Raw genomic sequence first — 19,330 nt, 5'->3', positions numbered from 1 at the left:
CCGAAAGGCCGGTCTTTTTGTTTGCTGGGCTATTTCACCGCGAGCAATTCGACGTCGAACATCAAGGTCGCGTTCGGCGGGATCACGCCGCCGGCGCCGCGCGCGCCATAGCCGAGTTGCGGCGGAATGATCAGCGTGCGCTTGCCGCCGACCTTCATCGAGGCAACGCCCTCGTCCCAGCCGGCGATGACGCGGCCCTTGCCGATCGGGAATTCGAACGGCTCATTGCGGTCGACCGACGAGTCGAATTTCTTGCCCTTCTGGCCGTTCTCATAGAGCCAGCCGGTATAATGCATCACGCAGATCTGGCCGGGCTTGGGCGAGGCGCCGGTGCCGGCAACGCTGTCGGTGATCTGCAAGCCTGAAGCTGTTGTCATGGTCTTTCCTGCGGTCTGGGCCGAGGCCGTGGTGGAAGCGAAATCGGACACGCTGGCAATCATCGTGATCGCGAGTGCCGACATGATGGCGAGGAGCACGCGCTGGGAACGCTGCATTAGACACCTTCCGTTTGAGGCGGGAGGTGTCTAGCGCAACGAGGGTCTGGTTTCCAGCCCTCAGGCCTCGATCAATAGCCCAGCGCGCAGCCGTCCTTTCGCGGATCGGAACCGCCGGTCAGCGTCCCCTTGTCCCAGTCGATCCAGATCGCCTGGGCGCCGCCGAGCGGGCCGACCACGCTGGTGGTCTTGTGGCCGAGCTTCTTCAGACCTTCGACGATGTCAGCCGGCACGCTGTCCTCGAGCTGGTATTGACCCTCGTAGTGCAGGCCGCGCGGCATGTCGATCGCCTCCTGGACGTCGCAGCCATAGTCGAGAATGTTGGTCACGACGTGGGTCTGGCCGACCGGCTGATACTGTCCGCCCATCACGGCGAACGGCATCACGGACCGGCCGCCCTTGGTGAGGAGGCTCGGCATGATCGTATGCAGCGGACGCTTGCCGCCCTCGATGCAGTTCGGATGGCCGGGCTGGATGCGGAAGCCACCGGCGCGGTTCTGGAGCAGCACGCCGGTCTTGTTGGAGACGATCGCCGAGCCGAAGGAATGCGCGATCGAATTGATGAACGAGCAGACGTTGCGGTCCTTGTCCACGACCGTGATGTAGATGGTCGAGGGATTCATCGGCGGCGCAACGTCAGGCAGGTCGAGCATGCCGTCCAGACGGATCTTGCTAATGTACTCGTCGGCAAAGCCCTTTTCGAGCATCTCGGCGACGTTGATCTTCATGTGGTCGGGAGAAGCGACATGCATCTCGCGGTTCATGTAGGCGATGCGCGCAGCTTCGGCTTCGAGATGGAAGCGCTCGACGCTGAGCGGGGCGAACTTCGTCAGGTCGAACCGCGACAGGATGTTGAGCATCAAGAGCGCGGTGACGCCCGGGCCGTTCGGCGGGCACTGCCAGACGTCGTAGCCCTTGTACATGGTGCCGATCGGCGTCGTCGTCTCGGTGGTGTGCGCGGCGAAATCGTCGAGCGTGTGCAGGCCGCCGATGCCGCGCAGGGTCTCGACCATGTCTTCCGCGATCGGACCCTTGTAGAAGGCGTCGCGGCCGTCCTTGGCAATCGCACGCAGCGTCTTGCCGAGCTCGGCCTGACGGATGATGTCGCCGGCCACGGGCGGCTTGCCATGCGGCAGCAAATAGCGCTCGGTGTTGGTGCCACCCTTCAGCTTCCCGAACTGGTTCTTCCAGTCGAAGGCGATGCGCGGGGCGACGACGTAACCTTCCTCGGCCGCCTTGATCGCGGGCTGCAGCAGCCGGTCGAAGCCGAACTTGCCGTGGTCGCGCAGGACGGTCGCGAAGGCGTCGATCACGCCGGGGATCGAGACCGCATGGGCCGAGGTCAGCGGCACGGAATTGATCTTGCGCTCGAGATACCAGTCGGCATTCGCCGCCTTCGGCGCCCGGCCGGAGCCGTTATAGGCGATGATCTTGCCCTCGCCGCGCGGCTGGATCAGCGCGAAGCAATCGCCGCCGATGCCGGTCGATTGCGGCTCGATCACGCCGAGGATCGCCGAGCCCGCGACAGCCGCGTCCACCGCCGTGCCGCCCTCGCGCAGCACCTCGATCGCGGCCAGCGAGGCCTGCGGATGCGAGGTCGCCACCATCGCGTTGGTGGCGTGGACCGTGGACCTGCCGGGAAAATGGAAATTTCTCATCGAATTCTTGCTCTCGTTAGGCTCTGGTCCGTTGGCGCGGATGGTGGAAAAACCGGGCCTACATGACACATTCCGGCCCGCCGGGGCAATGCTGGCATACCAGGGAAATGGCTGCCATCCGCTGGGCGTATAGACTTTTTGCAGCCCGGCGCCGAGCGGGTTTTCCGGGCGCCGGCCGCCTGCTAAACGAGCCGCCATGATCCACAAGGTCGCCGCCTTCTACCAATTCGCCGCCCTGCCCGATTACCGCGAGCTGCGCGAGCCGCTGCGCGCATTCTGCGCCGGCCTGAGGCTGAAGGGCAGCGTGCTGCTCGCGCGGGAGGGCATCAACGGCACGGTCGCGGGCGCACCGGAGTCGATCGACGCTCTCGCCCACGAGCTCGCGCACGGGGCCATGTTCGGCGGCAGGCTGGACCATCTCGAATTGAAGTTCTCGACCGCCGAGACCATGCCGTTCGGCCGGCTCAAGGTGCGGCTCAAGAAAGAGATCGTCACGCTCGGCGACGAAGCCGCCGATCCGACCCGACAGGTCGGCACCTATGTCGATGCGGCCGACTGGAATGCGCTGATCGCGGCGCCCGACACGCTGCTGCTCGACACCCGCAACGCCTTCGAAGTGGCGATGGGCACGTTCGACGGCGCCGTCGATCCTGATATCAAGAGCTTTGGCCAGTTCAAGGATTTTGCCGCGGTCAAGCTCGATCCGGCAAAGCATCGCAGGATCGCTATGTTCTGCACCGGCGGCATCCGCTGCGAGAAGGCCAGCGCACATCTGCTCGCGCGCGGCTTTGCCGAGGTCTTTCACCTCAAGGGCGGCATCCTCAAATATCTCGAAGAGGTGCCGGAGGCGCAGAGCCGCTGGCGCGGCGAATGCTTCGTGTTCGACGAGCGCGTCGCGCTCGGCCATGGTTTGCGAGAAACCGGCTTGCGGGAACGGGACAAGGACACGCCACGTGACGAATGAGATCAAGGCTCTCGGCGAGCGCGTCGACGCGCTGGAAGCGCGCCTCGCCTATCAGGACGACACGATCGAGACACTGAACCAGACCATCACCGCGCAGTGGAAGCAGATCGACGCCCTGACGCGCAGGATCGCGGAGATCGGCCAACGGCTGCAGGAGGCCGAGGCGAATGCGCCGGGAGCCGCCAATGAGCGCCCGCCACATTATTGAGCGGCGCTACTGACCCGACGCCCTGGGCAGCAGGCTGGTCACCTCGCCCGACATCATCAGCCGGTTGCGGCCGGCCTCCTTGGCGGCGTAGAGCGCCTGGTCGGCGGCCTCGACGAGCGAGACCACGCCGGCCGTGCGCTCCAGCGCCGGCCGGCAGGTCGCTCCGCCGAGCGAAGCCGTGACGCAGCGTGACGCCCGGTTGCTGGTGTGGACGAGGCCCGCATCGCGGATCGCCCGTCGAATCCGGTCGCCGATGCGCGCGCAGCCCGCGGCGTCCGTGCTCGGCAGCAGCATGGCGAATTCCTCGCCGCCGTAGCGTGCCGCCAGATCGCCGGGGCGGTGCGCCTCGGCCGCGATGATCTGCGCCACCTGCCGGAGGCAGGCATCGCCCGCGGGGTGGCCATATTCGTCGTTGTAGGACTTGAAGTGATCGACGTCGATCATCAGCAAAGAGAGGCTGGAGCGGTCGCGATAGGCGCGCGCCCACTCTTCCTCCAGTCGTTCGTCGAAGCGACGGCGATTGGCGAGCCCGGTGAGACTGTCCTCGATTGCGAGCGTTTCGAGCCGGGTCTCCAGCTTCTTCTGCTCGGTGATGTCGCGCGAGATCGCGACCACGCCGTCGACGCGGCCATTCTCCTTGCGGGTCACCCGCATGGTCGATTCGAGCCAGACTTCGGAATTCTGCCGGTGCACGTTGCGATAGGTGACGCGCGCCTCCTCCGTGTCGCCGCGCTTCATGGCATCGACAAGGGCCTGGACCTGCGGCCGATCGTCTTCATGAATGCCGGCGAGCGCGAGCGTGCCGATCAGTTGATTGGCCCGCCAGCCGACGACGCGAACCGAGGACGGCGAGACATAGCGCAGCCGCTCGTCGAGCCCGATGCGGGTCACCATGTCGCTGGACCCTTCGGCAAGCAGCCTGAAATGCGCTTCCTTCTCGACCAGCGCGGCGGCCATGCGCTGGCCCCGCTGCAATTGCCGCACCAGGACCGCGCCGATGATTGCGATCAGCATGACCAGCGCGAGCACGTAGAGCATGCGTGAGATCGCCGCAGTGCGCCAGGGAGCCAGCAGTTCGTCCTTGTCGACGGTGGCTAGCAGGACCAGCGGATAACGGCCGCTGCGCTTGAAGAAGCTGACGCGTTCGGCGCCATCGAGCGGCGACTTGAAATGATAGGCGCCGCTCGGCCGTTGCAGGCCGGCGTCGCGGAACAGCGGCGTATCGGCAACGTTGCGACCGACGAATTTCTCGTTGCTCGGGTTGCGCGCGATGATCAGGCCGTCGCCGTGCATCAGGGCCACCGAGCTGTTGCGGCCGATCTCGAACTGTTCGTAGAAATGCGAGAGATACTTCGAGCTGATGGTCGCGAGCACCACGCCGCCGAAGCTGCCGTCCGGCTTGTTGAAACGGCGCGACAGGGTGACGATCCACTCGCCGTCGAGCAGGCTCTTCACGGGACGGCCGATATGAGGATCCCGCTTCGGCGAGAGCTGGTGATAGCGAAAGAACGCGTCGTCGCTCAGCGTCGAGCCGATCGTGCCGGGCGAGGTCAGCCAGTTGCCGTGGTCGTCGATGATGGCGAGGCTGTGGACGCGCTCCATCGCCTTCTTGCGCGCCTCCAGCAGGTTTCTGAGCTTGGCGATCGTGGCCGGCTCGGTGCCGTCCATCTCCAGCCGGCTGACGACGCCGACCACGCCGGAATCCAGCAGGTCGAGGCTGTCCTCGGCATGCTGCGTCAGCGAGCGCGCAACGTTCGCCATCTCGGTCTCGGCGCCCTTGAGCACCGCGTCGCGCGCCGCCCATTCCCGCCAGCCGCTGACGCCCAGGATGGTCGCGCAAGTGAGCACGACGAAAGCCGCCGCCCGCAGCGGCAGACGGCTCCATCCGGCTCTCTGTGTGGCCACGCTCATCCGGCAGAAATCTCCGATCGTTCGGAACTTCTGCCGCTTCTGTTATTGAACCCTGAAACGCCCGCCGACATTCGCAGGGATATGCGGCTTTTCCCGTACTCCTACGGACTGCAGCGTCGCTGGATCGCTAACAATGCGTTAGCGACCCTATCGGAAACCGGCGTCCCCGCCGCTAGCTGAAGATGGCCTTAACCTTGTCCCAGAGCGAGGGATTGTCGGCATCCGCGTCGGCCTTCGACGGCGTCGGCTGGGCTGCGCTCACGGGATCGGAGGCCGGGAAGGTATCTTCCAACCCGGTATCCAGCTTGGCGTGACGATCGGCGACGAGCGCCTCGTGCAGATCGTCGGCGTGCTTGTCATGCGGCGCGGGGTTGAACGTCTCAGCCATGGTCTCGTCCTCCATTGGCTGGTCAACGCGGGCCAATTGCGCTGGTTCCCCTGTTCCGCTCGGGGCCGCGGCAGTGTATCAGGAGCCTCAACCTCCTTCAGGACCGTTCGTGCCCCAATCCGCGACAAGCCCCTTCATCGACGTCCTCTCCGGCCAGCGGCAAGCCATTCCGCCGGTGTGGATGATGCGGCAGGCCGGCCGTTATCTGCCGGAATATCGCGAGGTGCGCGCCAAGGCCGGCGGCTTCCTCGATCTCTGCTTCAACCCGGAACTTGCCGCCGAGGTGACGCTGCAACCGATCCGGAGATTCGGCTTCGATGCGGCGATCATCTTCTCCGACATCCTCGTCATCCCCTATGCGCTTGGACGTTCCGTGCGTTTCGAGGTCGGCGAAGGCCCCCGGCTCGAGCCGCTGGATGATCCCGCCAAGGTCGCCACGCTGGCGCCGCGCGCCGACTTCGGCAAGCTCGCGCCGGTATTGGAGGCGCTGCGGATCGTGCGCGGCACGCTCGATCCCGGGACCGCGCTGATCGGCTTCTGCGGCGCGCCGTGGACAGTGGCGACCTACATGGTCGCCGGCCAGGGCACGCCGGACCAGGCACCGGCGCGGATGATGGCCTACCGGCATCCGCAGGCGTTTGCGAAAATCATCGACGTGCTGGTCGAGAACTCGATTCAATATCTGCTGGCGCAGCTCGATGCGGGCGCGAATGCCTTGCAGATCTTCGACACCTGGGCCGGCGTGTTGCCGCCGGCCGAGTTCGCGCGCTGGTCGGTCGAGCCGACGCGTCGCATCGTCGAAGGCGTACGCGCCAAGGTGCCGGATGCCAAGATCATCGGCTTTCCCCGCGGCGCCGGCGCCCAATTGCCCGGCTATGTCGAGGCGACCGGCGTCAACGCCGTCAGCATCGACTGGACTGCCGAGCCGGCCTTCATCCGCGAGCGGGTGCAGAGCCGCGTCGCCGTGCAGGGCAATCTCGATCCACTGGTGCTGATCACGGGCGGCGCGGCGCTCGACCGCGCGGTCGACAATGTGCTGGCGAATTTTGCGCAGGGCCGCTTCATCTTCAATCTCGGCCACGGCATCCAGCCGGAGACGCCGATCGGCCATGTCGAGCAGATGCTGAAGCGCGTGCGGGGCTGACCGGTCCCGGCCTCCAAGGGGCCGGGCATAAAAAGCGCGAAAACAACCCCATGCACAGTAGACAAATAATTGAAAAGTCTGGGCTGGCATGGACGCCACCCGCGCGCGTTTGACACGTCGGGCAAAACAGACGCACGATGGCATGATCGCAGATCGTGACTTCGCAGGCATGCCGGGACGCCGTTGGGACGCAGCCATTGGCAGCCCATCATGGAACAACCGCCCTGCAAACTGCCGGCTCGAAACCTTCGAGAATCTCACGGGCGCGCTTTATTGAAAAATTGTGTGTCGCCCGATCGAACGACGGGCTTCCCCGCATCATGTAACCATGGCGCACTCCGGGAAAGATGTGCAGTTCGACGTTTTCCATGCGCGCCGCTAAATCACGATACGCCTCCAGCACCTCGAACGGCGCGCGATTGTCCTCGTCGCCCCAAATGAGACAGACTTGCCGGCGAACCCCGACAAGTTCGTGAAGATAGTCCAGCATCTGGGATCCGTGGCAGCAGATGCCGGCGGCATAGCCAAGTCGCTTCGGCCCGAGGATCGCATACGGACCTCCGTAGCAAAACCCCATGACCGCCGCCTGGCCATTGAATTGCGGGAGTGTGCCGAGGTGTCTCAAGGTGTCGGTCATGTCGTCTTCGCCGGCTCTGATTTGCTCAAGGCGCGGCTGCGCGCGCTGAGCCGCGCGCGGGTCGTTCCGCGAAAGTGGGCCGGAAATCGAACGCCAGAACAGATCCGGCACCGCGACGATGAAGCCGAATGCCGCAAGCTCGTCGGCGATTGCGAGCATGTCGGCATCCACGCCATGAATGGCGGAAGCAAGCACAATGGCAGCAACCGGCCTTTCAGACTCGGGCGTGACCAGATAACAATCGAACGCGCCGCCGCCTTTCGCGCAAATATTGCTGAACTTCCCTTGCATGTCGAATCCGACACTTCGTTTGAGGTGCGGCGGCCAATGCCTGGTCCGGCTGGGGATGCGCGGTACGGAGATCGCGACTATCCAAGACGTCGCCGCGCTATTCCGGCCGGATCTTCGCGAGGCTGATCACTTTGGCCCACTTCTCGGTTTCACCGGCCATTAGCTTGCCGAAATCGCCGGGCGAGCCGCCGAGTGTCGTCGCGTCGAGACTACGAAGGCGCATCCTGAACCCGGGATCGGCCAGAGCGGCGTTGGTCTCGTTGTTGAGCCTTTCGATGATCTCGGCAGGCGTGTCTTTCGGCGCCCCGATGCCGAACACCGAACTCGCCTCGTAACCTGGCACGATTTCGCCGATGGCCGGAACAGCCGGCAGGGCTTCGGATCGCGCTGCCGTCGTTATTCCGAGCGCGCGCAGCTTGCCGCTCCGGATGTACCCGATCGATGGCGCCAAGTTCACAAAGACGACCTGTACCTGCCCGCCGAGCAGATCCGTGATCGCGGGCGCCACGCCTCGATAGGGCACATGCTGAAGATCGAGCCCGCCGGCTTCCTGTTTGAACAGTTCCGCAGCGATATGGGTGATGCCCCCCACGCCGCCCGAACCATAGGAGAGTCTCCCGGGATTGGCTTTGGCATAGGCGATGAACTCTGGAATTGTATCGGCAGGAACCGACGGGTGTATCACCATCACCAGGGCGCCACGGGTCAGACTCGCGACCGGCGCAATATCCCGCAGGAAATTGAAATCAAGATTTTCATAAAGCGTCGCATTGATCGCGTTGGGAGAACCGACCAGCAGCAGAGTGTAGCCGTCCGGAGCCGCACGCACGACCGCATCAGTGGCGATATTGCTCCCTGCTCCGGGCCGGTTCTCGACGATGAATTGCTGGCCGAGCCGCTCCGCACACCATTGCCCGACCAGACGCGCAAGGATGTCATTTGGACCGCCCGCGGCGAAGCCGACCATGATACGCACCGGCCGCGACGGGTAAGTATCGGCCCGAGCCAAGCCCGACAGCAGAGGTGGCGCAGCCATGCCCACCGCAAGGTGGAGAAATTGACGTCGGGAGGGCGTCATAGGCATTGCTCCGTCGAACCTGCACCGGCGCCGGCTCTCTTCAGCGGGGTGAGGATAATTGATGTTGTCATAAGCGCATAAGGCTATTGTCTGATGAGATCATCTCAAAACGGAAATGGGTGCTCTCATGCAGATGAGCGATCGCATCGGAAAACGAATGAAGCTGCACGACCTGCATGTGCTCATGGCGGTGGTGCAGGCTGGCAGCATGGGCAAGGCGGCGCTCGTGCTCAATACCACCCAGCCTAATATTTCGAGATCGATCGCGGAGCTCGAGCATGCGTTCGGCGTCCGCTTGCTGGATCGCCACCGGCGAGGGATCGAGCCGACCGAGTGCGGCCGCGCCCTGCTCGATTGCGGTGCCGCCGTTTTCGACGAACTACGCCGCGGCGTGAAGAGCATCGAATATCTGGCCGACCCCACCGCCGGAGAGGTGCGGATTGGAAGCACGGCTTTTCTGGCGGCCAGCTTCGTCTCCGCTCTCATCGATCGGCTCTCCCGGCGTCATCCGGGGATCAGATTCCAGCTCGTGACCGGCTACCTGGAGACACTGCACCGCGATCTGAGCGAGCGCAAAGTCGATCTGTTGTTCGTGAGGAGCAGCGGCTCGATGACTGACGAGCGGTTGCATTTCGAATTTCTTTTTGAAGATCGCTATGTCGTCGCGGCGGGTGCCAAAAATCCCTGGACCCGGCGGCGCAACATCCAGCTCTCGGATCTGGCGGAGGAACGTTGGGTGCTTCCACCGCGGGAAAGCGTGATCGGATCAATCATCACGCAAGCCTTTAGCGCCGGCGGATTTGAGTATCCACGCGCCACGGTGGTCACCGATTCCCCCCATATGCGGGTCAGCTTGCTGGAGACCGGGCGGTTCATCACGGTTTTTCCGTCCTCCGCACTGAATTTCCTGACCAGGGGGGCCGCGCTCAAGGTCTTGTCCGTCGAATTGCCGGCGGCACGTCGACCGAACGGGATGGTCACTATCAAGGATCGCGCCGTCAGCCCCGTTGTGCAGCTTGTCGTAGACAGCGCCCGTAAGCTCGCAAGGCCAATGGCGAAATGAGAGTGGGACAAGCCGGATGTCTGCTTGTGCCCGACCACGACGTACGGCGATGCCGCACGCCAACCTGGTCGCCGTGGCTGCAAGGCGGACGTTGCCTCACTCCACTGGACTTATGGGGACACGGATCAGCGCGGCCGGCTGCGCTCGATGATCTCGGCGGCGCCCTTGTCCAGCAGATCCAGTCCGACCGCACGGCCGAGCTCACGCGGGCGATTGGCGGGGCCTGCGCGCGAGGCTTCGATGATGGTGTTGCCGGAGAGATCGAGCACGGATGCGGTCAGCGACATCTGATCGCCGGCGATGGTCGAAAAACCCGCCACCGGCGAATTGCAGTGACCGTTGAGGACCCAGAGCACCTCGCGCTCGGCATCGGCGCAGGCATGGGCTGAGGGATCGTCGATCGACGACAGGACTTTTCGCGTTTGCCAGTCCTGCGCGGCGCATTCGACGGCGACGATGCCCTGCCCCGCCGCGGGCAGCATCTCCGCCGCCGTAAACTCGTAGGCGATGCGGCTGGAAAGGCCAACGCGATCGAGGCCCGAGCGCGCCATGATCAACGCATCGGCAGGCCCTACCGCGCCGCCATCCGGCAGCTTCTGCTTCTCGCCATTGTCGAGCTTTCGCACGCGCGTATCGGCGGCACCGCGGAAGTGGATGACCTCCACATCGGGAAACAGCCGCCGCGCATAGGCCGCGCGGCGCACGGCGTTGGTGCCGATCTTGAAACCCTTGCCGCGGGACTGGCGCAACGCCTGCAGCGTCACGCCATCGCGCAGCACCAGCGCGTCATTGGGTGGATCGCGCGACAGCGTGGCGCCGATCACGAGGCCAGGAGTGTCTTCGTTGCCCGGCATGTCCTTCAGCGAATGCATCGCGGCCTGGAGTTCGCCAGACAGCACCGCGGCACGGATCTGCGCCACGAAAGCGCCGCCCTTGCCGCCATGCGGCAGCAGCTTGCTGGTCTGGTCGAGATCGCCCGTGGTGTCGAACTTGACGATCTCGACATCGAGACCGGGCACGGCGGCGGTCAGGCGGCGCGCGATCTCTTCCGTCTGTGCCAGCGCCATCGCGCTCTTGCGTGTGCCGATCTTGAATCGCGTCGCCAAGCCGTCTGCTCCTTCTGGCGCAGGTTTACCGCGCATCCTCCAATATCATGTCGGAGGCCTTTTCGGCGATCATGATGATCGGCGCATTGGTGTTGCCCGAGACCAGATCCGGCATGACCGAGCCGTCGACGACGCGCAGGCCCTCGAGCCCCCTCACCTTCAGCCGCTGGTCCACCACCGAAAGCGCATCATTGCCCATACGACAGGTCGAGGTCGGATGGTAGATGGTGCTGCCGCGCTCGCGGCAGTAATCGAGCAGCTCCGCATCCGTGGATACCTTCGCCCCGGGATCGTACTCGCCAGCCACGAACGGCTTCAGCGCCGGCGCATTCAATATCTTGCGCAGGATCTTCAGACCTTCGACGTTGGTGGTACGGTCGGTCTCGGTCGACATGTAGTTGATGCGGATCTCCGGCGGCACGGTCGGGTCCGCGCTCCGGATGCGCAAGGACCCGCGGCTTTCGGGGCGGAGTTGGCACACCGAGGCCGTGAAGCCGGAAAAATCATGCAGCTTCTCGCCCATCTTGTCGGTCGAGAACGGCAGGAAGTGCACCTGGATGTCGGGCGAGGCCAGCCGCGGACTGGTCTTGAAGAACGCACCGGCCGTGCCGGCCGCGATGGTCAGCCAGCCCTTCCGGAACAGCGCGTAGCGCGCGCCGGCCAGCGCGCGGCGGAGCGGATGATTGACGGTGTCGTTGAGCGTGATCTTCTGCGAGCAGCGCATCACGACACGGACCTGCATGTGGTCCTGCAGATCGTGGCCGACGCCCTTCGCGTCCAGCACGACATCGATGCCGTGCTGGCGCAGCAGATCGGCGGGACCGACGCCGGAAAGCTGCAAGAGCTGCGGCGAGTTGTAGGCGCCGCTCGACAGCACGATCTCCTTGCGCGCACGTGCGCGGCGCACGGTCGCGCCTTGCCTGTATTCGACGCCGACCGCGCGGCGGCCCTCGAACAGCACGCGCTGGCCGAGCGCCTCGGTTTCGATCTTGAGATTGCCGCGGGTCTTCGCCGGGCCGAGATAGGCCACCGACGTCGAGGCGCGGCGGCCATTGCGGGTCGTGGTCTGGAACAGGCCGACGCCTTCCTGCGTGGCGCCGTTGAAATCAGGATTGTAGGGCAGGCCGTTTTCGACCGCGGCATCGATGAAGGCCTTCGACAGCGGATCGGTCACGACCATGTTGGATACCGGCAGCGGGCCGCCGCTGCCGTGATATTGATCGGCGCCGCGCGACTGGTTCTCGGCCTTCTTGAAATAGGGCAGCACGTCGTCATAGCCCCAGCCGGTGTTGCCGAGCTGACGCCAGCGGTCGTAGTCCTCGTGCTGGCCGCGGACATAGAGCAGGCCGTTGATCGAGCTCGATCCGCCCAGGGTCTTGCCGCGCGGCTGGAACACCTGGCGCCCCTTCAGCTCGGGCTCCGGCTCGGTCTGGTACATCCAGTTGACGGTCTTCTCCTTGAAGAGTTTGCCGTAGCCGAGCGGCACGTGGATCCAGATGTTGGAATCCTTCGGGCCGGCCTCGAGCAACAGCACACTGTGCTTGCCGTTCGCCGACAGACGGTTGGCGAGCACGCAGCCGGCGGAGCCAGCGCCAACGATGATGTAGTCGAATTCGGGATCAGACGATGCGAGGGAGGAATTTGCGGTCATCTATTGCCAGGGCCTGTACCTATAAACGTGACATGTCTGCTTCCAAGGGTGAAGCAGACTTAGGCGGCCCATTCCAGTCATTTCGCCTTTCGACCTCTGAGTGGACCAAGACATTGGTTGGGGCAGCTCGAGGGATTCATGCAGGTAGGTTGACATTTGTGGGTCGGGCTGGCGAATCAGATTCTTTTGGCGCGCGACACATCTTTGATATAGGCTGTTTATTCAGCCGCGAGCGGGGCAGTTCCGAAAGCCCGTCTATTCCAAGCGGCATATTGCCCACGGCGGGGTTTCGTCTCTCGGTCAACGCGATTCTGACCGCTGATTGCGCCTTAGTGACATGAACATTCCCCGAAAGGAGGAAGTCACCATGCACTTATCGCGTCGAAGCGGCCAAGAACCTCATCGAAGCCCCTAGCACTTGCCGCATTCAGAACAGATATTTTTGATGAGGTCATCATGTCGGAGACATTTGAATTCTTGCTGTCGTGTGTCGCGCTTGCGACGTGGCTGATGCTCCTCTTCGCGATCGTGAGCGAGGCACTCAAGCCGGTATCAAAGAGCACCCGCCGACTGTCCGAGGAGGCTTTTAAGGCCAAAGTGAAGTGATCGGGCTACATTTTTCGGTCGAAACTGAAGCGGCCCGCCCCAGTGACGAAGATCAACATCGCGCCTCCCATGATCGAGATGTTCTTCAGAAAATGATTGTATTGACCAATCTGCTGCGCACCGGCCGGATACTCCCAGTAGCGGTGTGCAATGGCAGTTGCCACCAGTACGAACATAAATGTCAGCACTGCGCAGAAGCGCGTACCGATGCCCAATACCAGGCTAATGGATATCAATATTTCCAGTGCGATGTTCGTCGCCGTGAACAGCTCGGGTGCTGGAAGGTTCAGCGACCTGGAATAGCCGACGGAGCCGCTGAAGTTGAATATTGCTCCGTAGGCGCTTCCGACGAATACCCACGCAAGTAGGATTCGGCCGACCAAGAGCAGTGCATCAGCTTTACTTGTGGCGAACTCATCTACCGGCCGTGAGTAAAAATTGGATTTCATTGGCAAAGCCTCCGTTGTTGTCCAACACGGCTGAAAACGTTTGCGGGCTGAGAGTAACGTATCACGAATGGCGGAACGGCATGAAGCGGCTCTACCAGCTCTTCGGCGTGCTGCAAACCGCTTCGTCGTTCGTCTGCCAATGACCGACCGGTAGCGGACGTCAAGGGCTCGGCGCAGCAACCCTGCCTTCGCATTTGTGACCCGAAATAGGCCGAGGCCTGGGGAATGCTCACGACAAGCAGACCCGTTCGAGTTGGACTAGGCACGGACGCGGAGCGTACCGACCTTCATGGTGAGCTCTTAGCCAGTGTTCCTGACCGCCTCAGCTAGAACGGCGTAAAGTTGCTGCTTGCTCAATTCCCTCGGCCGCTGCCTCTCTGCTGTGCTCCGCGACACGGTCTTTGCGACTGTACGTGCGGAGGCGGCCGACGACAACGGCCTTAGCTTCGGGGGCGGCCTGATCGTGGGTCTTGCTGTTGGCGGCTTGTGGCCACGCTTCAGGCCCAAACGAGTCAGCATGCCGCAGACCGCGTTACGGCTACACCCGAGACAGCGCGCAATCTGCGCCGCGCTCTGTCCTGCGGCCCAGAGCCTTTTGAGCAGCGCCACGTCTTTCGCACTCCAGCCCATGGGAGCCATTATAGCGCTGACTGCCAGACACCGGCTAGTCTAGTCTTCGTCCGGCTCGCGTATGACGGCCGGTTCGTCGGAGTCATGTTCCACTTCGTCGTCCTCCTCGTCTTCATCAGGATCTCGGGGCGGCATCACGGCGCCCAAAGCCACGAGCGGCGTCCAGACGATCGCCGTGGTGAAAAATGTTTCGAAGGTGTACTGCTTCATGTTGTTGTTGCTCCTCGAAAAAGCTTGCGCAGCCGAATATTCCTGACGGACGACATCCGGATATCCAGGGCGCGATCGCTCCAACGCGACGGCGACCAGATCGGCTGCAGCGGCAAGGGGCGCCCCCATGCAACTGGCGGCGTTTACGAATACTTTAAGCCCGAGGACGCATCAGTTCTATATTCACCAGAACTTCACCGGCAGTGATTTCAGGATCTCCAAGATCGAGGTCAAGCAGACTTGCCTGAACAAACTCCAGGATCTTGGTGTTCGCTGCATTCGCGCTTTCGCGGTCCTCGAATATCATCACGGCGACACCAACGCCGTCGCCCCCATCCAGCACGTAGTAGGATCTGAATCCGGGCGATTGCCTCAGGATCTGACCGATGCCGCTCTTGGCGCGGCGAGCAGCGTCTGCAACCGAACGAACCTTGGTGTACTTGCGAATGACGATGTACATGAGGTCACCACGCGTTACGGTTTCCGCCCCACGCATCAAAGCATAGCGGGTCCCAGTTGGGCCCTACTTTCAGGATGCGTCACAAACGCCGGCCGGGGAGTCGCGCGACGCACCTTCTCCAGTGCGCCAACCTCGCCCCGCAAGCGGGGCGAGGTGCCGAGGCTCAGGAATCCTCGAACTTGAACGATACGTTGAGCTTGGCGCGATAGGCCTCTACTTTTCCCTTCGCATCCAATTGCATATCGAGCTTGACGACCTCTGCAATGCGAAGATCCCGGAGAGATTTTGCAGCCAGCTCGACCGCATTGGCGGCCGCCTTCTCCCATGAGTCGTTGCTGGTACCGATCAGTTCAATGACCTTGTAGACGCTATCAGGCATGTCGTCCTCCTGTTCGGTATGAAGCAGGAAGCAGGTGCTCCTGCCGTTGTGAAATCTAGCATCAGGATATCGGCGCTGATACGACGCGATACGGTCTCGGACGTCGCGCCGGGCCGATAAGGGATAAACTGCATTTCGCGGGGAGGGCGCCTTTCGGCCCTTTTCGGACGTGCCCGACTTCGCCGATGATGCCAGATCATTGTAACAGACAAGACCTGATCTGCGACACTTAGCCCTCCGGTATCCCCGCCAGACGCGTGCCGGATCGCGCCGCTATGTCTAAGATGTTGGCCGACTGTGAAGTACCTTACGTCCCCGTGTTCTTGGCCCGGGCTAAGATGGCCACGGCTTCGGCTTCTTACTTTGAAGGAGGCATCCGATGCTCGCGATAATCAAATGGAACTCCCGATATAATGCGCGCGAATGGGTGATGATGGCTGGGACACTGGTCGTCCAACTCAGCGCACTGAATGCAAAACGACAGAAGGGTGAAAACAAACCAGGGCGGCCACCCTGGAAACACTTCGACGACACTCATCATTGGGACTCAACCGCGGAGGAATGGGTCCCCAACCATGACGTAATCGTGCAACGCACCAGGCGTCCCGCAGGCTGCGTTTAGAGACTTCAAGATCCCTCTCACTCACGACGCTGTCGAGCGGTGCGGTCGCGTTCAAGTAGCAGGATCGGGAGGGTGAGTTCCTGCCGGCCGCTTGAGTGCCGCCACCGCCGACGACAGTGGCACGTCAGCCAGGCGGCGCGCCCCATGAGGTCACGCGCAGCAAAAGCCTCCAAGCCCGATGTGGGTAGCGCCACGGCGCAGGAATCGATCGATCAAGAAGATGAGGTCTTACAATGCAAGCTTACTATCTGCCGCGGCTGCAAGTAGGAGAAGAGCGGAGAATTTGAACCTCTTGCCCGTGGGAGGTACGCGCGACCTGGACGTTCAAAATCCAGGGCAAATGAGCTCGGCGACCACCAGCACGAAACCGATGAGGCGCAAAACCAAGCTTGCGACTGCGATGGCCACGAGCAAGAGGCCAAGCCGGAAGACTGGTGCACCGCGCGCAATCATTCCCGCAGTCGCAGCGCCTCGACCAGCGACCTGAACGCACGGGCATATTCCGCGCCCGCCCTTGCGATATCCGCGCGCCCGGCGCAGGCGACCGCGGCCTCCGTCACCGCGCCGAGCAGCAGCCGAGCCAGCGGTTCGACCGGCTGCCGCGCGATCAGCCCGGCCTCCATCGCCGCCGCGATCGCACGCGGCAGCTTGCCGCCGAAATGCCGCGCGTCGATCTCGCGCCAGCGTTCCCAGCCGAGCACGGCCGGACCGTCGCGCAGGATGATCTGGCCTGTCGGCCCCTTGGCGGTCGCCGCGAAATAATGCTGGGTGCCGGCGACCATCGCGGCGAGCACATCCTTCTCGGCCCGCGCGGTGCCGTCGATCTCGGAAACGAGATCGCGCGAGACAAGATCGAACACGGCCTCGAACACCGCCTCCTTGGTCTTGAAGTGGTGATAGACCGCGCCCTTGGCGATGCCGGCTCCCTGCGCGATCTCGTCCATGGTGGTGGCGGCAAAGCCCTGCGTCCCGAACAGGCGGCGCGCCGCCGTCAGGATCGCCTCCGATGTCGCGGCCCGCCGCTCCGCCTGTTTCGCCATGGCTCTCGTCTAGTCCAATTCCGCACGGGCGGCCAGTTGACTTTTCGACTATCGGTCGGTATTCACCGACCATCAGTCGGTTTAATCATGAGGTGATCTATGCCGAGCCGTGACATCGTCGAAGCTTTTGCGAAGCGGCTGGAGGACGGGGATTTCGTCGGGGCGATCCTGAACTACTACACCCCGGACGCCGCAACCCATGAAAACCAGGCCGACCCCCTGGTCGGGCGCGACAAGCTCGCGGCCAAGGAGCGCGGCGTGCTGGCAGCCTTCAAGGAGGTCAAGGCGGTGCGGATCGGGCCGAGCCTGATCGAAGGCGACAACGTCGCCACGCGCTGGAAATTCAGCTTCACCAATGCCGAAGGCGTCACGCGGACGCTCGAAGAGATTGCCTGGCAGACATGGCGCGGCGATCAGCTGATCGAGGAGCGATTCTATTACAATCCGAAACAGTTGGGGCGGTGAGCGATCTCCTGCGGATTTTCGGCTGCAACGAGCCTCGCCGTCGCTGTTGAGGCCTATTTCGTCACAATTCGCCGTCGGCGTTACCGTGCCGGTGGGTTGCCGTTGGTGAAATCGAAAACGTCAGCCAGGTATTCCAGCCCACTGTCGCTCCGTTCAGCTCACCTTCTTCGCCGGCGGAAGCTTCCACGAGCCATCGATGATCGAGGGGTCCTTCTCGCTCGGCCAGTACAGCCGCATCATCAGAACGAAGTCGCCGGAGGGCGCCGGAAGCCAGTTGGACTCCTTGTCCTTGCCCGGGGATTCATTTTGAATGTAGAGATCGGTCGATCCGTCCGGATTGGATTGCAGATTTTGGCGCGCGCTGATCGAATAGCGGTCGATCGGATTGGCCACGAAGAAATACTCGCCGTTGTACATCGTCACCGACCAGAAGCCGAGCGCTGGCGGAAGCTGGCCCTTGGCAAAGTGCATGACGTATTTGTTCGCGCCGCTGTATTTCCGGTCGTCCGCGTCCTTCTGCGAAGTCGGATAGACGGCATCCTGCGGCCGGTTGGCGCCGAGTCCAATGGCGGTGACGAGCGCCCGCATCAGGTAGTCAGTACCGTAGATGCCGGTTTTGGTCGTAAAGGCCCAGCCGTTCTCATCCTTGACGTCCTTGTTGACCTTGAACTGGAGCATGATCCGGTCAAAGCCGACCTCGGGCACGCGCTTGACGAAATCCGCCTTGAGCTTGCTCGCGTCGAAATCCTGTCCCGGCACGATACCGATCCGGGCGAATTTGGCGAGCTGCGGTGCATCCGCGGTCGCAGGCGGATTGTTCTTCATCAGCTTGCAGAGCAGTGTGAAATAGGCCACCGCGTCCATGCGGTTGACCTGCTCGCGCGCCGCCGTCTTCATGTCGAGGGACGGATCAACCGTGCCCGCCGGCGGCGTGTACGGCTTGCCGTAGGCGCTCAGCGGCACCAGCTTGAATTCGTCCTGGAGTTTGTGGACCTCGGCGTAATCCTCCGGCGTTCCGGTACAATAGATACGGCCGAGCAGCCAAACGATGCTTGTAGGCGATTTGTACTCCGTGACGCCGGCCGGCAATTCGCCTTTCCAACCAGGGCCCGTGATCGCGCAGGTTTGCGCGCCGGTGCCAGTGGTCCGCTTGCCCGGAACCTGGAACACCGTAGTCCAGCCGTCCAGCATCGGAAATAGCGCGTAACGGTCTTTCATGTCAGGGATCGTGAGCACCCACGGCTCATTGCCGACATCGAAGAACGCAGTCGTGTAAAGCGTGTCAGCATTCGGCGCCGTCACGTCGCGGAAGGACGCGTCGGGATATTTGCGCAGCTTGATGATCTGGCCCATCGGTGCCCGCGTCCCGACCGGTGCCGCGACGTTGGTGATGATTCTCCGCGTCATCTCCATCGTCACCAAAGGGTAGCCGAAGATATAGGCGTCGGTGGCGAGTGCGAACTCCTCAAGTCCTTCGCCGATGCCGAGGAATTCACCAAGCTCGGCACGAGCTGATGTGGCCATGGAGGCGCTGGCGAGCAGGCTCATACCGCCAATCGTTGCATTGCGACGGGTGATGTTCATGGAAACAAACTCCGTTGGGTTGAACCCTAAAAATCCTTTGATCTTGCCAAGTCGGTCAGTTCGTCTTGATCTGCGTCAAGCGTGCGCAGACCGCCGCAGGCGCGCGAGAGAACGTGCAACATTTTCTGCACAAGACGCCGTAAGGGCGTCAGCAGAAATCAAGACCGGTGCGCTGGAATTAGTTGGCTGTATGCGTATCGTGAAAAGGCGACGTCGAAGAAAGGTCTACCTCTACGAGTGCCACGCTAGCACGGAAGCCGAGGGCCAGCCATGGTGTTTATCTTGTGCCTCT

General features: G+C 62.9%; 21 protein-coding genes. 6 read left to right on the top strand and 15 right to left on the bottom strand.

Features of this window, described 5'->3' with window-relative positions:
• Positions 1-29: 29 nt before the first annotated feature.
• Both OC450_RS04165 and ggt read right to left on the bottom strand, forming a co-directional pair.
• Complete coding sequence (locus OC450_RS04165) at positions 30-494, bottom strand: FKBP-type peptidyl-prolyl cis-trans isomerase (RefSeq protein WP_211387000.1); 465 nt, start codon at positions 492-494, stop codon at positions 30-32.
• Positions 495-565: 71 nt separating this feature from the next.
• A complete protein-coding gene (gene ggt, locus OC450_RS04160; RefSeq protein ID WP_211387001.1) occupies positions 566-2,152 on the bottom strand; it encodes a gamma-glutamyltransferase in 1,587 nt (528 codons plus the stop codon).
• 196 nt (positions 2,153-2,348) lie between these two features.
• Here ggt and OC450_RS04155 point away from each other — a divergent pair, with 196 nt between their 5' ends.
• Both OC450_RS04155 and OC450_RS04150 read left to right on the top strand, forming a co-directional pair.
• Positions 2,349-3,116 (top strand): rhodanese-related sulfurtransferase, encoded by a 768-nt coding sequence (locus OC450_RS04155; protein ID WP_262047248.1) that lies wholly within the window; start codon positions 2,349-2,351, stop codon positions 3,114-3,116.
• Entirely contained in the window at positions 3,106-3,324 is a 219-nt protein-coding gene (locus OC450_RS04150) for a SlyX family protein (RefSeq protein WP_256807873.1), read from the top strand. The genes OC450_RS04155 and OC450_RS04150 overlap by 11 nt, the downstream gene beginning before the upstream one ends.
• 6 nt (positions 3,325-3,330) lie before the next feature.
• On the opposite strand, the gene OC450_RS04145 is transcribed toward OC450_RS04150, so the two are convergent.
• Positions 3,331-5,235, bottom strand: a complete 1,905-nt coding sequence (locus tag OC450_RS04145) for a diguanylate cyclase domain-containing protein (protein ID WP_211387004.1) — start codon at positions 5,233-5,235, stop codon at positions 3,331-3,333.
• 172 nt (positions 5,236-5,407) lie between these two features.
• Positions 5,408-5,623, bottom strand: coding sequence for a hypothetical protein (locus OC450_RS04140; RefSeq protein WP_211387005.1), 216 nt, complete (start codon positions 5,621-5,623; stop codon positions 5,408-5,410).
• A 109-nt stretch (positions 5,624-5,732) separates the two neighbouring features.
• On the opposite strand from OC450_RS04140, the gene hemE reads away from it, so the two are divergent.
• Entirely contained in the window at positions 5,733-6,767 is a 1,035-nt protein-coding gene (gene hemE, locus OC450_RS04135; protein ID WP_211387006.1) for a uroporphyrinogen decarboxylase, read from the top strand.
• A gap of 208 nt (positions 6,768-6,975) precedes the next feature.
• Here the strand turns inward: hemE and OC450_RS04130 are convergent, their stop codons facing one another.
• Together OC450_RS04130 and OC450_RS04125 are read right to left on the bottom strand one after the other, a co-directional pair.
• Positions 6,976-7,695, bottom strand: a complete 720-nt coding sequence (locus OC450_RS04130) for a dienelactone hydrolase family protein (RefSeq protein WP_262047247.1) — start codon at positions 7,693-7,695, stop codon at positions 6,976-6,978.
• Between the two features lie 97 nt (positions 7,696-7,792).
• A complete protein-coding gene (locus OC450_RS04125; protein WP_410050492.1) occupies positions 7,793-8,773 on the bottom strand; it encodes a Bug family tripartite tricarboxylate transporter substrate binding protein in 981 nt (326 codons plus the stop codon).
• Between the two features lie 157 nt (positions 8,774-8,930).
• Between OC450_RS04125 and OC450_RS04120 the strand changes: the two genes are divergently transcribed.
• A complete protein-coding gene (locus OC450_RS04120) occupies positions 8,931-9,836 on the top strand; it encodes a LysR family transcriptional regulator (protein ID WP_211387009.1) in 906 nt (301 codons plus the stop codon).
• A 125-nt stretch (positions 9,837-9,961) separates the two neighbouring features.
• Here OC450_RS04120 and hemC read toward each other — a convergent pair whose 3' ends face one another.
• Positions 9,962-10,942, bottom strand: coding sequence for a hydroxymethylbilane synthase (hemC, locus tag OC450_RS04115; protein WP_256807872.1), 981 nt, complete (start codon positions 10,940-10,942; stop codon positions 9,962-9,964).
• Between the two features lie 25 nt (positions 10,943-10,967).
• Positions 10,968-12,593 carry a GMC family oxidoreductase gene (locus tag OC450_RS04110; RefSeq protein ID WP_256807871.1) on the bottom strand — a complete coding sequence of 542 codons (1,626 nt, stop codon included), beginning with the start codon at positions 12,591-12,593 and terminating at the stop codon, positions 10,968-10,970.
• Positions 12,594-13,049: 456 nt separating this feature from the next.
• Here OC450_RS04110 and OC450_RS04105 point away from each other — a divergent pair, with 456 nt between their 5' ends.
• Positions 13,050-13,199 (top strand): hypothetical protein, encoded by a 150-nt coding sequence (locus OC450_RS04105; protein WP_211387012.1) that lies wholly within the window; start codon positions 13,050-13,052, stop codon positions 13,197-13,199.
• Positions 13,200-13,204: 5 nt separating this feature from the next.
• Here OC450_RS04105 and OC450_RS04100 read toward each other — a convergent pair whose 3' ends face one another.
• The 6 genes from OC450_RS04100 to OC450_RS04075 form a co-directional block, all read right to left on the bottom strand.
• On the bottom strand, positions 13,205-13,648 hold the full coding sequence (locus OC450_RS04100; RefSeq protein ID WP_249129639.1) for a DoxX family protein: 444 nt from the start codon (positions 13,646-13,648) through the stop codon (positions 13,205-13,207).
• 300 nt (positions 13,649-13,948) lie between these two features.
• The gene (locus OC450_RS04095) at positions 13,949-14,278 is read right to left on the bottom strand and encodes a GcrA family cell cycle regulator (RefSeq protein WP_211387013.1); all 330 of its coding nucleotides are present in this window, start codon (positions 14,276-14,278) and stop codon (positions 13,949-13,951) included.
• 39 nt (positions 14,279-14,317) lie between these two features.
• Entirely contained in the window at positions 14,318-14,488 is a 171-nt protein-coding gene (locus OC450_RS04090) for a hypothetical protein (RefSeq protein ID WP_262047245.1), read from the bottom strand.
• A 154-nt stretch (positions 14,489-14,642) separates the two neighbouring features.
• Positions 14,643-14,948, bottom strand: coding sequence for a hypothetical protein (locus OC450_RS04085; protein ID WP_211387015.1), 306 nt, complete (start codon positions 14,946-14,948; stop codon positions 14,643-14,645).
• Positions 14,949-15,111: 163 nt separating this feature from the next.
• Positions 15,112-15,327: a dodecin family protein gene (locus tag OC450_RS04080; protein WP_211387016.1), complete on the bottom strand. Its 216-nt coding sequence runs from the start codon at positions 15,325-15,327 to the stop codon at positions 15,112-15,114.
• Positions 15,328-16,398: 1,071 nt separating this feature from the next.
• The gene (locus OC450_RS04075; protein ID WP_262047244.1) at positions 16,399-16,989 is read right to left on the bottom strand and encodes a TetR/AcrR family transcriptional regulator; all 591 of its coding nucleotides are present in this window, start codon (positions 16,987-16,989) and stop codon (positions 16,399-16,401) included.
• A gap of 99 nt (positions 16,990-17,088) precedes the next feature.
• Between OC450_RS04075 and OC450_RS04070 the strand changes: the two genes are divergently transcribed.
• The gene (locus OC450_RS04070) at positions 17,089-17,454 is read left to right on the top strand and encodes a nuclear transport factor 2 family protein (RefSeq protein ID WP_262047243.1); all 366 of its coding nucleotides are present in this window, start codon (positions 17,089-17,091) and stop codon (positions 17,452-17,454) included.
• 153 nt (positions 17,455-17,607) lie between these two features.
• On the opposite strand, the gene OC450_RS04065 is transcribed toward OC450_RS04070, so the two are convergent.
• A complete protein-coding gene (locus OC450_RS04065) occupies positions 17,608-19,038 on the bottom strand; it encodes a DUF1254 domain-containing protein (RefSeq protein WP_211387019.1) in 1,431 nt (476 codons plus the stop codon).
• Positions 19,039-19,330: the final 292 nt, after the last annotated feature.

Source organism: Bradyrhizobium sp. Bra78 (assembly GCF_024519855.1).
Taxonomy (GTDB): domain Bacteria; phylum Pseudomonadota; class Alphaproteobacteria; order Rhizobiales; family Xanthobacteraceae; genus Bradyrhizobium; species Bradyrhizobium japonicum_G.
The sequence above is the reverse complement of the archived record's forward strand: the minus strand, read 5'-3'. Positions and strand labels throughout refer to the sequence as shown.